The organism is Saccharopolyspora elongata, assembly GCF_004348985.1.
GTDB classification, from domain to species: domain Bacteria; phylum Actinomycetota; class Actinomycetes; order Mycobacteriales; family Pseudonocardiaceae; genus Saccharopolyspora; species Saccharopolyspora elongata.
Window position 1 is genome coordinate 245,929 of sequence record NZ_SMKW01000004.1, and the last position, 13,631, is coordinate 259,559.

General features: G+C 65.4%; 16 protein-coding genes. 11 read left to right on the forward strand and 5 right to left on the reverse strand.

From position 1 onward, the window contains the following. Positions 1-139: 139 nt before the first annotated feature. On the reverse strand, positions 140-493 hold the full coding sequence (locus tag E1288_RS05280) for an ArsR/SmtB family transcription factor (RefSeq protein ID WP_235883349.1): 354 nt from the start codon (positions 491-493) through the stop codon (positions 140-142). 54 nt (positions 494-547) lie between these two features. Here E1288_RS05280 and E1288_RS05285 point away from each other — a divergent pair, with 54 nt between their 5' ends. Then, positions 548-1,312 carry an SDR family NAD(P)-dependent oxidoreductase gene (locus E1288_RS05285; protein WP_132481601.1) on the forward strand — a complete coding sequence of 255 codons (765 nt, stop codon included), beginning with the start codon at positions 548-550 and terminating at the stop codon, positions 1,310-1,312. Positions 1,313-1,668: 356 nt separating this feature from the next. Then, on the forward strand, positions 1,669-1,926 hold the full coding sequence (locus E1288_RS05290) for a hypothetical protein (protein ID WP_132481604.1): 258 nt from the start codon (positions 1,669-1,671) through the stop codon (positions 1,924-1,926). A gap of 77 nt (positions 1,927-2,003) precedes the next feature. Here the strand turns inward: E1288_RS05290 and E1288_RS05295 are convergent, their stop codons facing one another. Continuing rightward, positions 2,004-2,984 (reverse strand): S1C family serine protease, encoded by a 981-nt coding sequence (locus tag E1288_RS05295; protein ID WP_132481754.1) that lies wholly within the window; start codon positions 2,982-2,984, stop codon positions 2,004-2,006. Between the two features lie 140 nt (positions 2,985-3,124). Between E1288_RS05295 and E1288_RS05300 the strand changes: the two genes are divergently transcribed. Beyond that, on the forward strand, positions 3,125-3,706 hold the full coding sequence (locus E1288_RS05300) for a TetR/AcrR family transcriptional regulator (RefSeq protein WP_132481607.1): 582 nt from the start codon (positions 3,125-3,127) through the stop codon (positions 3,704-3,706). 21 nt (positions 3,707-3,727) lie between these two features. Continuing rightward, on the forward strand, positions 3,728-4,885 hold the full coding sequence (locus E1288_RS05305; protein WP_132481758.1) for an FAD-dependent monooxygenase: 1,158 nt from the start codon (positions 3,728-3,730) through the stop codon (positions 4,883-4,885). Positions 4,886-4,939: 54 nt separating this feature from the next. Here the strand turns inward: E1288_RS05305 and E1288_RS05310 are convergent, their stop codons facing one another. Next, the gene (locus tag E1288_RS05310) at positions 4,940-5,302 is read right to left on the reverse strand and encodes a hypothetical protein (protein WP_132481610.1); all 363 of its coding nucleotides are present in this window, start codon (positions 5,300-5,302) and stop codon (positions 4,940-4,942) included. Between the two features lie 82 nt (positions 5,303-5,384). Between E1288_RS05310 and E1288_RS05315 the strand changes: the two genes are divergently transcribed. From E1288_RS05315 to E1288_RS05330, 4 genes are all read left to right on the forward strand, one after another. After that, positions 5,385-5,996 (forward strand): hypothetical protein, encoded by a 612-nt coding sequence (locus E1288_RS05315; RefSeq protein ID WP_207954186.1) that lies wholly within the window; start codon positions 5,385-5,387, stop codon positions 5,994-5,996. Between the two features lie 391 nt (positions 5,997-6,387). Continuing rightward, a complete protein-coding gene (locus tag E1288_RS05320; RefSeq protein WP_408012982.1) occupies positions 6,388-8,208 on the forward strand; it encodes an MMPL family transporter in 1,821 nt (606 codons plus the stop codon). A 272-nt stretch (positions 8,209-8,480) separates the two neighbouring features. Next, positions 8,481-8,939, forward strand: a complete 459-nt coding sequence (locus E1288_RS05325; RefSeq protein ID WP_235883352.1) for a MarR family winged helix-turn-helix transcriptional regulator — start codon at positions 8,481-8,483, stop codon at positions 8,937-8,939. Between the two features lie 150 nt (positions 8,940-9,089). After that, the gene (locus E1288_RS05330; RefSeq protein ID WP_132481619.1) at positions 9,090-9,362 is read left to right on the forward strand and encodes a lipopolysaccharide assembly protein LapA domain-containing protein; all 273 of its coding nucleotides are present in this window, start codon (positions 9,090-9,092) and stop codon (positions 9,360-9,362) included. Between the two features lie 20 nt (positions 9,363-9,382). Here the strand turns inward: E1288_RS05330 and E1288_RS05335 are convergent, their stop codons facing one another. Together E1288_RS05335 and E1288_RS05340 are read right to left on the reverse strand one after the other, a co-directional pair. Next, entirely contained in the window at positions 9,383-10,093 is a 711-nt protein-coding gene (locus tag E1288_RS05335) for a CPBP family intramembrane glutamic endopeptidase (RefSeq protein ID WP_132481622.1), read from the reverse strand. A 63-nt stretch (positions 10,094-10,156) separates the two neighbouring features. Further along, entirely contained in the window at positions 10,157-10,588 is a 432-nt protein-coding gene (locus E1288_RS05340) for a universal stress protein (RefSeq protein WP_165967990.1), read from the reverse strand. 312 nt (positions 10,589-10,900) lie between these two features. Here E1288_RS05340 and E1288_RS05345 point away from each other — a divergent pair, with 312 nt between their 5' ends. The 3 genes from E1288_RS05345 (at position 10,901) to E1288_RS05355 (ending at position 13,621) form a co-directional block, all read left to right on the forward strand. Next, entirely contained in the window at positions 10,901-12,085 is a 1,185-nt protein-coding gene (locus E1288_RS05345) for a site-2 protease family protein (RefSeq protein ID WP_132481628.1), read from the forward strand. 103 nt (positions 12,086-12,188) lie between these two features. Then, positions 12,189-13,040 (forward strand): copper chaperone PCu(A)C, encoded by an 852-nt coding sequence (locus tag E1288_RS05350; RefSeq protein ID WP_235883353.1) that lies wholly within the window; start codon positions 12,189-12,191, stop codon positions 13,038-13,040. An 89-nt stretch (positions 13,041-13,129) separates the two neighbouring features. Further along, complete coding sequence (locus tag E1288_RS05355; RefSeq protein WP_132481631.1) at positions 13,130-13,621, forward strand: hypothetical protein; 492 nt, start codon at positions 13,130-13,132, stop codon at positions 13,619-13,621. Positions 13,622-13,631: the final 10 nt, after the last annotated feature.

The following is a 13,631-nucleotide window of genomic DNA, read 5'->3' on the forward strand; positions in this document are numbered from 1 at the left end:
CAGCGCCTCTGTCAGCAGAACCGCCGCTGGCGGCTATCGTGGCAGGCCAGAATCTCGTGCAGCTCCGACAGGTCGGCCTTGTGATCCAGGATCAGCGTTTCGAGGTCGTTGGAATGTGTTAGGGGCCGCTCTCGTTCAGTCAGGCTCCTGTTGAGCCGTCGGACAGCCCGACTTGGGCGCCGACATGGTCATTGATCGCTGCGTCGAGCACGGCGTTCAGGAGTCCGGGGAATCGGGCTTCCAGGTCGCTGCGGCGTAGCTCGACGAAGCAACGGGTGCCCTCCTGGCGGGTCCGTGTGACGCCGGCATCGCGCAGCACGCGCAGATGATGGCTGAGGGTCGATTTGGCCACCGGCGCACGAAGTTCCCCCCAGCCTCGCTCGAGGCCATCGGCAAGCACGCGCACCAGGCCTACGCGGATCGGGTCGCTGAGCGCCGCCATCACCCCGATAAGGGTCATCTCGCCTGGATCCGGATGCTGAGCATGCTTCATGGCAACCATGCTAACTTTTTCGAAGTTCGTTGAACATCGAACAAGGAGTATGGGTTGAGTAGCCAGTTGCACCAGGAGTTCACTGGCAAGGTCGTTGTCGTCACCGGCGCCGGGTCGGGAATCGGCCGGGCCGTCGCCCGAGCCTTTGCCCACGCCGGGGCCCGTGTACTTGGTGTCGGGCGCCGGAGGGAGGCCCTGGAAGAGACGGCTGCGGGACATTCCGGGATCGCTGTGCATTCCGCTGACCTGCGTGCTCCGGACATACCGCAAGAAGTGGTCGACGTGGCAACCGGTCAATGGGGGCGCCTGGACATCCTTGTGAACAACGCCGGTGCGACCAGGGTGATGCCGCTGGCCGAGACCACTGCCGACGGCATCCGCAGCCTCCTCGACCTCAACGTCACCGCGCCCAGCCTGTTGGCCCGCGCCGCCTTGCCGTACCTGCGCGAGACCAAGGGCACAATCGTCAATGTCTCCAGCACCTACGGCCACCGGCCGCTGCCCAGCGCCGCGCACTACGCCGCCTCCAAGGCCGCCCTCGAGCAGCTCACCCGCAGCTGGGCGGTGGAGTTGGCAGCCGATGGTGTGCGCGTCAACGCAGTCGCCCCCGGGCCCACCGAAAGCCAGGCGCTGGCCGCCGCCGGCCTGTCTGAAACGGTCGTCGAACAGATCAAGCGGGACGAAGCTGCCCGCATCCCACTCGGCCGCCGTGGCGAGCCTGACGAGGTCGCCGACTGGATCCTTCGCCTGGCCGACCCCACCGCGACCTGGCTCACCGGCCAAGTACTCACCGTCGACGGCGGCTTGGAACTCATCTGACCAGCAGGCGATCGCAGTCTCGGCCATGGTGATCAACCGACGAGTGTCGGACCTCGCAGCTGGCGCTACGGAAATCATCAACGAAACACATTCAGGAGGCTCGAATCACTAGCGCGTTCTCGCCGTTGATCGAACCCAGGGATTTCGCAGGACGCGGTGACGGACGGCAGGCCGAAAATACAGCAGCGCCAACAGGAATCCGGCGGAACTGATCACTTTCGGACTGGCGGATCGTCTGATCAGCGCCCCAGTCCAAGCTGCTTTCGCTCCTGACGGCGCTATAGTCGGCGAGCTCACCCAAGTCTCCGACGAAGCGCCGTACGGTGTGTAGAACCATGCCGTAGATCTCGGTTGGCGTGGGCGCCACCAGGCTGGGGTCAGACAAAGCCGTTCAGGCGGCGGGCAGCGGTTTGGAACAGCTCGGTCACCTGGTCGATGCCCGCTGGTCGGCACTTCGTGAACTACTCGCGCAACTCGTCTGGTGGCTCGCCTTCGAACTGGCTCCGCAGCTCTTCGGCGACCTGGTGATCCGGCAGGCTGCCGAAGACCGCGCAGACAGGTCCGGATCGCAGCGTCCGGGAACTCGTGCCGCCATTCGCAGGGATGGCAGATGATGAGGCTTCCTCGAGCGGAGAGCCCTGGAGGCTGGCGGCAGCGACCACCTCGAACGGCGCGCGGTAGGCGGCGTGCGTCAGCCGGGATTCTCGCCGATGGTGATGGCGAGTTGCTTCTCCTGGTTCTGTCTGATCACGGTCATCTGCACGCGTTGGTCCGGCTCGACTCCGCGCATGAGCGCCAAGAGGTCCTCGACCGTGCGAACTGGTCTGTCTGCGAACGTCACGATCACATCGCCCGGCTGGATTCCGGCGGCTTCGGATGGTCCGCGCGGATCCACGCTTAGGACGATGGCGCCGTGGTCGACTGGTAGCCCGAGTGCGGTGTCTATCGCTGGAGTGACTTGGCCGAGCGAAACGCCGAGGTACGGGTGGACCGCTCTGCCGTGTTCCAGGAGTTGGTCAGCCACGTCCACCGCGGTGGACGTGGGGATGGCGAAGCCGATCGAGGTTGCTCCGGTGATCGGTCGGATGTAGGCATTGTTGATCCCGACCACTTCGCCGCGGGTGTTCAGCAGCGCGCCCCCGGAGTTTCCCGGCGAGATCGAGGCATCGGTCTGGATGAGGTCGACGAGGGCTTGGGTTTGCCTAGCCGATCCGGGGATTTCGCGGTGCAGTCCGGAAACGATGCCGGCGGTGACGGTGTTTTCGAACCCGAGCGGGCTTCCGATAGCGATGACGGTTTCGCCTGGGAGGGGTAGTTCTTGGCGGTAGTGGATCGGTGGCAAGCCGGTGCGTTCGGTTCGCACCACGGCGAGGTCGGTGACAATGTCAGTGGCCAGAACCTGGCCTGGGGTGCGAGTGGCGTCGGCGAAGGTGATCTCCACCTGGGAGCTTTCTCCTACGACGTGTGCGTTGGTCAAAACGATGTTGTCGCGATACGTGACGCCGCTTCCGGTGCTCTGTCCGGCGCTCACGGTGACCACGGCTGGCGCAGCCCGCTCAACGACGGCGGGAAGTTCAGTGCTCTGAGGTTCCTGCTGGGGGCTCGGAGGCGTCGCGTCGTGGGGTGCGGCAGTACAGCCTGACGAGATCACAAGAAGCCACACAAGCAGCATGACGGCTGACGAATGCTTAGTCACCTTTCCCTGGTACCCCGAAGCGGCCCGCGCAATTCCGGAACGGTTGTGGAAGTGGTGCGCGCGGAGATATCGTCGGTTTGGTCAGTTGTCCAAGGCGATCGCCCAAGCGAGGTGTCATGTCGGCCACGTCGGTGGAGCGGGGGCGCGATGTTCGTCGGCGGTTGCTGCGCGCGGCCGTCGAGCTCATCCCGGAACTCGGTTGGAATGCCGTCAGCACGCGTTCGGTCGCGGAACGTGCTGGTGTCACTCCCGGGCTTGTCCACTACCACTTCTCGTCATTGCAGGCGCTCCTGCGCGAAGCAGTCGTTGATGCGATGAGTACCGAGTTGAGTTCCGTGCTTCCCGCTCTGGAGCAGGCCGAGGACCTGGCCGCCGGACTCGACATGCTGGTGAGCCGACTCGACGCTTACGACGGAATGGATGCGGCCTCCTTGCTGTTCGTCGAGGCATATCTCGCCGCGACCAGGGATGAAGAACTGCGTGAAAGGCTTGCTGCGCAGCTCGGAGGGCTTCGGCGAGAGCTGGCGGCGTGGCTCGCCGAACACGGACACGGCGCGCCGGCTGCTACCGCGTCGATCCTGGCTGCGGCGGTGGATGGTGTGCTGCTGCACCGGGCGTTGATCCCGGATTCAGGTGCTGAGGAGTTGGCGCCGGTCTTGCGGCGATTGGTCACCTCGCTCGACGAGCAAAGCGGGTAACACCAACGGAAGGCGGTGGATGTGAAGGTCGTGATCTGCGGCGCGGGCATCGCGGGGCTCGCGCTGGCCGGCAGCCTGATGCACACGGGCATCGAGGTCGTGGTGGTGGAGCGGGCGAGACGTCCCCGCGAACAGGGTTACATGATCGATTTCTTCGGCCCGGGCTACGACGCCGCAGAGCATTTGGGTGTGCTGCCGAGGTTGGTCGAGCTGGGATACCGCGTCGAGGAAGCGGCATACCTGGACGCAGCCGGTCGGCGTCGTGCGGGTCTGGGTTACGAACGGTTTGCTCGTTCACTGGGCGGCAGGCTGCTGAGCATCATGCGGCCTGATCTCGAACGGGCGCTCCGGGAGCACGTTTCGGATGCAACAGACTTGCGTTTCGGCAGTGTCGTGGTGGGAGTCGAATCGGGTTCCGACGGTGTTCGCGTCGCGCTATCGGATGGATCCGCTGTCGAAGGTGATGTGCTGGTCGGTGCCGACGGAATCCATTCCACCGTGCGGCGGTTGGTCTTCGGCGAGGAAGAGCGCTACCTCCGGTACCTCGGTTTCCACACGGTTGCTTACACCTTCGAGGACCGGGAAGTGAGCCGGTTGGTGGGAGATCGGTTCTGCCTGACCGACACCGTCGAGCAGCAGATGGGGTTCTACGGGTTGCGGGACGGACGCGTGGCGGTGTTCGCAGTGCACCGCACAGACAATCCCAACCTGCCGGATGACCCTCAGGCCGAGGTTCAGCGGAAGTACGCGTCGTTGGGCTGGATTGCGCCGCGTGCGTTGGCGCAGTGTCCTCCGGCGTCGGAGCTCTACTACGACCAGGTCGCGCAGATCCAGATCGACCGCTGGAGTGCCGGTCGGGTGGTCTTGCTCGGTGACGCCTGCCAGGCGGTGTCGTTGCTGGCCGGGCAGGGCGCCTCCTTGGCGGTCGGAGGAGCTGTCGTGTTGGGGCGGCAGCTGGCGGCAGAGCCGATCGGTACCGCCCTGGAGCGGTACCAGGAATTGTGGCGACCTGTAGTGGCGGAGAAGCAGCAGGTCGGGCGACGCCTCGTGCCGTGGTTTCTGCCCAAGTCGAGGCTGCGCCTGGCCATGCGCAGGATGATGATGCGGATGACCGGCCTCCCAGGGGCCGACAGGTTCTTCGGGTCTGCGCTGGCGGGAAAATCCGGACTGCCGCTGTAGAAGACGTGTCCGTGCTGGTGCAAAGTGCGCAAGTGGCATCTGTTGCAACCGTTCCTATCCGGAGCATGCAGCTATCGCCTGCTCCAGGCGCGCCTGGAGGCGTTCGTACTCGTCGAGCACTTGTCGAAGTGCGTGCGGATCGAGTTGGCCGATTGCTTCGGCTGCCCGCTGGGTTTGAGCCAGCAGCGCTCTGCCGACATCGGCTGCGGCCGCGCACGGAACGCGTTCGCGCTCCAGCGGAGGAGGGGCCGGAACACTCACCGGTGGCTCACTGACTTCGGCTGACTCGCGGAAGGTGCCGAAGGCGTACCCGCCGACGAAGCCCGCGATCAGCACGACGAGCATGATCAGTGCCAGCAGACCGCGGCGGCTTCTCCTAGGTTGGCGATTCGACTCCGGTCCCTCATTGTTTTCCATCCTGGGCAGAGCGTGACAGGTCGCGCCGAGCTCGGCGAGTTGGCATGGTGGGCATGTGCTTAATGCGGTTGGCTTGGCTCTCTTGGCCGATCGCCGGACACAGCGGCTTCTCGATGTTGCTGCTGGGTCCTGGGCGTTGCTCTTCATCGCGCTCGGGGGCTTCGCGGCATTCCAGCTGTGGACGCTCTCGCAGCTGACTGCGGGCCTGACTCAGGCGACTGCTGCGCTGGACCAAGCGGGCGACGGTGTCTCGTTGCTGCAGCGGATCCCCGTCGTCGGCCCTCAAGTGGAGCATCTGGCGAGCAGCATTCACGGAACAGCCGCGAGCATGCGCGCAGACGTCGCTCGCGCTGAGCGTGCGATCCAGATCATCGCGCCCGTGGGAGGCGCTGCGGTGGCGCTGATCGGAATCGCTCCGCTCGGCATGACTTACCTCCCAGGACGGATCAGGCGGTTTCGCACGCTTCATCGCGTTGGGAAGCTCATGCGGCAGGAGGAAGATCCCGTGCTGGTTCAACAGCTCGCGTGGGCGGCACTCCTCGGGCTCGGTCTCCAGGACCTGAAAGGGATCACGCGAACGCCGTGGCATGACGTGGCCGAAGGCCGCTACCACCGGCTTGCCGCAGCGCAACTCCGACGCCTCGGAATCGACGTTCCTCCGTGCTGGCCGAAGGTTGACCAGAGCGGTGAGTGAGAACCGGAAAGCGAATCCGGTCCATCGCCGATGGGCATGGCGCTACGCGAGAGCCGTGGTGGCGGGACGTTGGCTGGTTCTCGCGGCGCTGGCGGGCGCGGTCTTCGCCGCGGTGAGCTTTCTGCCGCCGCTGGCGCAAACCGGTCTGGGGCTCTCCGGTGTGGTCGGCACCGAGTCGAAAGCCATCCGAGCTCAGGTCCAGGCCGTCGAGCAGTTCAGGCTACCGTTGCTGACCCGAGCAGCGGTCGTCCAGCACAGTCCTGACGGGTTGGACGTTTATGCCCAGGCGCGTGTTGTGTTGCGCGCGTTGGCTGTCAACAAGCAAGCCCTGCAGGGCGGTTCCGAAGGTAGTCTCCGGTTGGCATTGCCGGTCCTCAACCGCCCCGAACTCGTGCCTGATGGCACTGGGCGCACGACCACGGCTGTCACCTACCTGTTCACCGACCCTGGGGCCGATTTCGGGGAGCAGAATCGGGCGGCGCACGAATACGCCTCGACGATCGACAGGGCGGAAGACCCAGACCACCTGCTTGGGGTCACCGGCACGGCACCGCTCCAGATCGAACAGGCCGGGTTGGTCCACGACAACGCGCGCTGGGTGGAGATCGGTTCGATCGTGGCCGTGGCCCTGATAGTGGGTTTCACCTTCCGGTCTGTGCTCGTCCCAGCCGTCACGCTGGTCACTGCTGTGGTTGCCTACGTGGTCGCCAACAGAGTGGTGGCTGCCGGAGTCGAGCTCGCCGGGTTCACCGCGCCCGCTCAGCTGGAGCCGGTACTGGTCGCGTTGGCGCTCGGCGTGTCGACGGACTATACGATCTTCTTGATCGCAGGACTGGAACGACGGTTGGGAGCCGGTGACGACTGCCGGACCGCAGTTCGGGGAGCCGTGGCGGAGTACGTGCCCATCGTCGTTGTCGCGGGCTTCACGGTCGCAGGAGGCGTCCTCGCCCTCATCGTTTCGCGAACGGCGATCTTCCGAGCTTTCGGCCCGGGGCTGGCCGCCACCGTACTGGCCGCCCTGGTCGTGTCGATCGTGCTGGTGCCGGCTTTGCTAGCCGTGCTGGGTCGCTGGGTCTTCTGGCCGAGTCGGCCTCGCCAGCGCTTCATCGAAGAGCAACGCCGCGACGCCAGGTGGGGCGTGCGGCTGCTGACCCGCCGTGGTGGTGCTGCGGTCGTGGCCGGCGGCATCATCGCGTTGCTGGTGGTGGCCGCCCTACCGCTCCGGGATCTGCGGGAGTCTTTCTCACCGATGACGGCGTTGCCACACGACAACGCGGTCCGGGTGGCGTGGGAGGGGGCGGCAGCCGGATTCGCACCCGGGGTGCTGTCGCCGACCGAGATCATCGTGCACCGGCAAGGTGTCGCCGACGACCTCTCGGAACTCGGAGCGCTGCAGCGCGGGATTGACCACCAACCAGGCGTTGCCAGGGTTTTCGGGCCCGCGGACTTCACACTGCCGGCACCGCTTCGCCAGCAGGTGGGAGTTTTCCTCGCCCCTGACGGCAACTTCGCCCGGTTCCTGGTGGTTCTCGACGCCGACCCGCTCGGTGCCGCGGCGGTCGAGCACCTGCGTCACCTCACCGAGCGAATGCCGGGGCTCGTGGCGGAGTCAGGATTGGACGGCGGCGCCTTGTCCTACGCAGGTGATACAGCTCTAGGGCTGTCACTCATCGACAGTGCGCGTTCCGACATCCTGCGCGTCGCGCTCGCTGTCGCCGTCGTGGACCTACTGCTGCTCGCCATGTTCCTACGAGCGTGGGTTGTACCTCTGTACCTGCTCGGCGTCGGCTTCTTGTCCGTGGCCGCCACACTCGGCCTGACTACGCTGGTGTTCGACTATGCCACCGAGTCGGAGGGGCTCATCTTCTTCGTTCCGTTCGCAGCCGGGGCTCTGCTGATCTCTTTCGGCTCCGATTACAGCATTTTCAGCGTTGGCTATGTTCGGGCTGAGGCTCGTGAGCGACCGTTGAGCGAAGCCATCGCCGTGGCCGTACCCAGCTCTCGACGGGTGATCATCGCCGCAGGGCTGGCCCTGGCGGCTAGCTTCGGGTTCGTCGCTCTCGTGCCTCTCGCGCAGTTCCGCGAGCTGGCGTTCGCTCTGGGCGTGGGCATTTTGCTGGACGCTTTCGTGGTCCGTTCTTACCTGGTGCCGGCACTGATCGCGCTCCAAGGCGGTCACCGACGCGACAGCGGCTCAGAGGCGAGCCGTTAGCTCCCTCCACCAGGGCCTATCGTCGTCTGTGCCGATGATCTGAAAGAGCCCTGTGCCTCCTGCATCGCGCCGCGAGGCGCGGCACACTGCCGCGAAAGCCGTGGCGTTGTGCGACGAAGGCGAGCGTGCCAGCATTTGTTTGCAGGTCTGCATGAAAGCGACCGAACGGAGCGGTCATGTCGCGAGCTCCTGCACCTGGTGCCGGGGAAGGTGAGTTGCTGTGCGCCTTCCAGGCCGTTGCACGAGTGATGGTCGCCGTTACAGCCAGAAGCTTGGCCAGGCTCGACAGCGATGTCACGCTGTCCCAGTACCGAGCGCTCGTGTCCCTGGTGTCACTGGGACCGCAGCGCACCAGTGACCTGGCTCAGGAACTGGGGGTAGCAACTTCCACCGCGACGCGGTTGGCTGATCGGCTGGTCGGGAAGGGGCTCGTCGTACGCACGCAGCGGAGAGATGACCTTCGCGCGACCTGGATTGGGCTGACCTGCGATGGCAAGGCACTTCTGGGGCAGGCGATGAAGCTGCGCCGCGCGGAGATCCGCGCATTGCTGCGGTCGTTGCCGACCGGCGAACGCAACGGACGTGGGGTGACCACCGTGCTCAATGCCTTCGCCGAAGTGGCGAACGAGCCCACGGAAGAGGATTGGTGGAATCGATGGCAGCGTTGCGATCAGAGTGCCTCATCGCATGAGTCCTTGGTGGACCCCCAACGCGGAAAGGCCCTCCGCTAGGACGTGTCGACGGCCATAGGCGTGCATCGCCAAGATCTGTGCCAGGTGTAATGCAGTGGTGCTTCCGTCGTGCTGCGTTGCGCCCGTAAAGAGTTTACACGAACAGAGTTCCGGGTATGCCAAACTCAACTCGTTGAACAACTTCGTTGCATGATCGGACTGGTCGGCATGGGAGTACTCAGGCACAAAAACAGCGAGGACAACGCAAGTGGCATGGTGGCAACCATCGCTGCGGCGGCGATCGTGCTCGCCGCTTTGCTGGTGTTCATCCTGCAGAACGGTGAGCGGGTCACCGTCCAGTTCTTCACCGTGCAGGGAACTCTCCCGCTTGCGCTGGCAATGCTGTTCGCAGCCGTAGCGGCAGCCCTCGTCGTGGCGCTGGTCGGAAGCGCACGTGTCCTGCGCAGGACGAGGAGGAAGTAAGCAGGAAAGATTTCCGGAGTTCAAGCCGTAGCCCCGTTACCCGTGGCGATGAGGAAGAGGAACAGCGCCGGGAGGAAGTTGTTGACCTGATGGGCCGCTACGCTGGCCACCAGGTTGTCGGTGATCAGCCGGGCAAGTCCGACCGGGATTGAAACCACCGCGAGCAGCGGGGCGCGCAGCAGTTCCAGGTGCGCGATGGCGAAGATCAGCGTTGTTATGGCCAACGTGAACCACCGATTCCACCGCCAGTGTTCGAAGATGCGCCATAGGACGCCGCGGAAGAGCAGCTCCTCGTAGACGGGCGCGAGCAGCCATACCGCCAGGAACATGGCAGTGGCGATTGGTGGTGCGAGTTTCTTTCCGCCGAAGGCCTCGCCAACCGCAGAACCGTCGTGCTCGGGGCCGACCAGCTGGGACCACAAGTACGCGGCGGGCAGCGTCAGCAGCAGCCCTGCGACGCCGATGAGGAAGCCGATGCCGAGGGATCGCCAGCTCCAGCGGATTGCCAGCTCTCGCCGGATGCGCGCTTTCCGCGGGCCCGAGCCAAGGAATGTTGTGCCGCAGAGCGCGGTCAGAGCCGCCAGCACACCGGGGACGGTGAGGGCGGCCAGCAGTGGTGCCGCGGGAACTGTCCCGCTGTGGGACCGGTAACCGGCGGCGGCGAGGAACAGAAGCGTGATCAGTGATGCTGCGAAGAACGTGATCTCCGAGAGGAGGAAGACGAGCAGCATCCGCCATCCCGCACGACCACCGCAAGGTGCGCGCTCATCGATTGCGAGCATGATTGCCGCTTTTCAGCCGGACTCGGTTGGCCTGACGAGGACGACCGGGCACGGGGCGTGGCGGAGGAACTCTGCCACGACGGAACCGAGCCCCAGACCCGCCAGCGGGCCCCGACCTTTGTCATCCAGGACGATGAGATCGGTGTGCCTGGCATAGTCGAGCAGGACGTCCGCGGGGACACCGCGGTGCAGAACCGGCTTTAAGACACAGGCCGTGCTGAGTTGCGGCACTTCGGCCAACGTGGTTTCCAACGCGGCCCGAGCCTCGGCTGCGTATTCCTCCTTCGGCTTGGTGAGCTTGTCGGCGAAAGGCGGCTCGACTCGCCAGAGGGCCACTGCTCCTACTTCATCCCCGACCTTGTCGCCGTACCGCAGTCGCAGGGCAGCGCGCGATTCTGGCGAGCCGTCGACTCCCACCACGATGCGTTCCTTCGTCGAAGCCATTGCGAGACCTCTGCCAGGTGCTGTGGCCATTTGTATCAAGGGTTCCCGTGGTAGTCGTGGGCAAACGAGGGCCGCGGGTACCTGGTGCCAGGTGTGGAATCAGCCTGCCGCGCTCTTCGTCCGGATGTGGAGCGACTGCGGCGAGTGCGGGGCATTTACTTCGTTGTGTCCACTATGGCTGACGGTCAGAATTGGAATGTGCCGGTCAGCGCGCCGACGGCGCGGACGTCCGGGCGGCTGTGCGTGGCCGGCTCCGTTCCTCGGGGCGTTGGGGAGTGAAACGATGTGCGTGGAAGGGACGGTGCTGCGGGTATGACAGCGACCATCCACCTGGGGCACCTCCGGGGTGTGGAGATCGGTCTGCACTGGAGTGTGCTCGGGATCGTCCTCCTGCTGCTGTTCGGATTGGGGGCCGGTCTGCTGCCCGCGGCGTACCCCGGCTACTCGCTGGTTGCTTACGCCGTCGGCGCCTTCCTGATCACTTGCTTGTTCCTGGGGTCTTTGCTCGCTCATGAAGTGAGCCATGCGGTGGTCGCCCTTCGCGAGGGCATGCGCGTTGACGGCATCACGCTGTGGTTGCTCGGTGGAGTTGCACGGCTAAGCGGTGACGTCAAGACCGCAGGTGCGGATTTCCGGATCGCCGGAGTGGGCCCGCTCGTGAGTTTGGTACTGGCTCTTGCGTTCGGTGCGCTCGCGCTGCTGTTCGCATCGGTGCGCTTGCCAGCCCTCGTCGTGGGCGGCGCGAGCTATCTTGCGTTCATCAATGGTGTGCTGGCTGTGTTCAACCTGGTTCCCGCCGCGCCCCTGGATGGCGGGCGAGTGCTGCGCGCAGCGCTGTGGGCTTGGAGCGGGGACCGGCTCAAGGCCACCGTGTGGAGCGCGAGGGCCGGCCGGGTCTTCGGCATGGCGCTGGTAGTGCTCGGGGTGCTGCAGCTGTTCACCAGGACCGTCGGCGGCCTGTGGTGGATCTTCATCGGCCTGTTCGTCGTCGCCATCGCGGGGGCGGAGGAACGGCAGGCGCAACTGATCGCTTCCTTGGGCGGGCTGCGAGTCCGCGATGTGATGACCCCCGATCCGGACACCGCCGGTTCGCGGGAGAGAGTGGCGGAGTTCGCTCACCGGGCAGCACTCGGATGGCCCCATGCGACCTATCCGCTGAAGGACGCGTCGAACGGCGTGATCGGACTTGTGACGCTGACCCGAATTCGGGAGGTCGACCCAGCCGAACGGTCGGGCACAACGCTGGCGCGAATCGCCTGCCCCCTGGACGAGGTTCCGACCGCGACATCTGATGAACCGTTGGTGGACCTGCTGGCCAGGATGAACGGCTGTGCTGAGGGGCGCGCACTCGTCTTCGAAAACGGTGCCCTCGTCGGCATCGTCTCGCCCAGTGACATCGCTCGTGCGGCGGCTTGGCACGGACTGGCTCTGCAATCGCCCACCGGTGGAGCCGATTTGGTCAACACGCCCAGCCCTTGGGGAACTCCCACTCGGTAACCAGGAGGCGACGATCGGCCGAGGGATCGGCGCTGCGGCCAGGTTCGGGCTCCGCGACCGGGTCGGCAGCATGCGCGGCGGGCGAAAGGGGTAGGTGCTGAACATGAGGATCTGGATTGGTTGGTCGCGACAGCTGGGAACGGTCGTAGCAGCGGGTGTCTTCACGGCGCTGATGACCGGGTGCAATCCCCAGGAGCTCTGGGAGAGCCAGACGGTCGGTACGAACGCCAGGGTCGGCGACGTACTCGTGCGCAACCTCCACCTCGCTGCGACGGAGGCCGCCTACCGACCCGGAGGCGGAGCGATGGCGTACTTCGCCTTGTACAACGAAGCCCGCCAACCGGACGCTCTCATCAGTGCCCGGAGTGAACAGGCCCAGCGGGTCCTGCTGCGCTGGGATCGCGCGTGCGACGGTGAGGCCGAAGTGGTCGACCGCATTCCGCTGATACCGCAAGGCTCGGTGCCGGTCGGTCCTGGGCAGTTGCCGGGCGGCGGGACGCCGTACTCGCTGGAGATCGACGGCTTCAAACAGGTGGTGCGGCCCGGAACGACATTCCCGATCACACTCACCTTCGAACAAGCCGGAGAGGTCACGGTCGAGGCGAAGGTGCAGCCCACCCGGGTTGGCGACGAACCACCGCCTGCAGCGTGTCCTGCCGGGACATCAACACCTCAACCTCCCGTCGAAGGAACTCCTCCACCACCGATGGACGGTCCAGAGCACGACGCTGGCAAGGAGATCACCGTCACGGGTATCGTGCGGGCCGGTCAGCAGCCGGATTGCCGGCTGCTGACCGGTGAGGAGGACGGTAGGCACTACGTGCTCATCGATGGAGATCCGGCCATCGTGCGGCCGGGAGCCACTGTCGTGGTGCGCGGACGCCTCGAACCTGACGTGCCCACCCACTGCGCCCACGGTGCCGTTCTCCGTGTGATCAACGCGATTCCACGCTGAACGTAGGAACGAGCCGCAATGGTTTCCACCCTGCAAGCGACGGCAAACCCCAAGGTGTGGGAAGCGACAACGGCCTGAGGGGAACAGCAATGAGTGCAGAAGCTGTGCCTGTCACCTCGATGCCCGTGCGGATGGCGATGAGCGTGGCGGGCGGTTTGATCGCCGGGGTAGCGTTCATCGCGCTGAACTCGTGGTTCGCCACCTCGACGGGAATGGATCCATTCGCTCCGTTCAAGATGATCGCAACGCTGGCGCAAGGGCCGCCGCCGGAGAGCGGTACGGTCTGGATCGGCATGGCGATCCACCTGGTCCTGAGCATCCTGTTCGGCATTCTCTTCGCAGCGATAACCCAGGGATGGGCCGGTGGGCGAACGGTCGCCGCTCTGGGGTTGCTCTACGGCGGCGTGCTGTACGTGATCAACTTCCAGGTCCTGAGCCGATTCGTCGAGTACTGGTCGGCCTTCCACACGAGCGCCAACCAGCCGTTCGAACTCGCAGCGCACCTCGTCTTCGGTGCGGTCTTGGCGTTGTTCCTCATCCCGTTCGGGAGGTACCTCCAGCCGCGGACGAATGCTGAGTAGCCGGCCGAAG

Excerpts from the sequence above, each read along its gene's own strand:
- E1288_RS05280 (WP_235883349.1), bottom strand. The coding sequence starts at position 493 with ATGAAGCATGCTCAGCATCCGGATCCAGGCGAGATGACCCTTATCGGG.
- E1288_RS05295 (WP_132481754.1), bottom strand. The coding sequence starts at position 2,984 with ATGCTGCTTGTGTGGCTTCTTGTGATCTCGTCAGGCTGTACTGCCGCA.
- E1288_RS05300 (WP_132481607.1), top strand. The coding sequence starts at position 3,125 with ATGTCGGCCACGTCGGTGGAGCGGGGGCGCGATGTTCGTCGGCGGTTG.
- E1288_RS05310 (WP_132481610.1), bottom strand. The coding sequence starts at position 5,302 with ATGGAAAACAATGAGGGACCGGAGTCGAATCGCCAACCTAGGAGAAGC.
- E1288_RS05330 (WP_132481619.1), top strand. The coding sequence starts at position 9,090 with ATGATCGGACTGGTCGGCATGGGAGTACTCAGGCACAAAAACAGCGAG.
- E1288_RS05335 (WP_132481622.1), bottom strand. The coding sequence starts at position 10,093 with ATGCTGCTCGTCTTCCTCCTCTCGGAGATCACGTTCTTCGCAGCATCA.
- E1288_RS05340 (WP_165967990.1), bottom strand. The coding sequence starts at position 10,588 with ATGGCTTCGACGAAGGAACGCATCGTGGTGGGAGTCGACGGCTCGCCA.
- E1288_RS05345 (WP_132481628.1), top strand. The coding sequence starts at position 10,901 with ATGACAGCGACCATCCACCTGGGGCACCTCCGGGGTGTGGAGATCGGT.
- E1288_RS05350 (WP_235883353.1), top strand. The coding sequence starts at position 12,189 with ATGAGGATCTGGATTGGTTGGTCGCGACAGCTGGGAACGGTCGTAGCA.
- E1288_RS05355 (WP_132481631.1), top strand. The coding sequence starts at position 13,130 with ATGAGTGCAGAAGCTGTGCCTGTCACCTCGATGCCCGTGCGGATGGCG.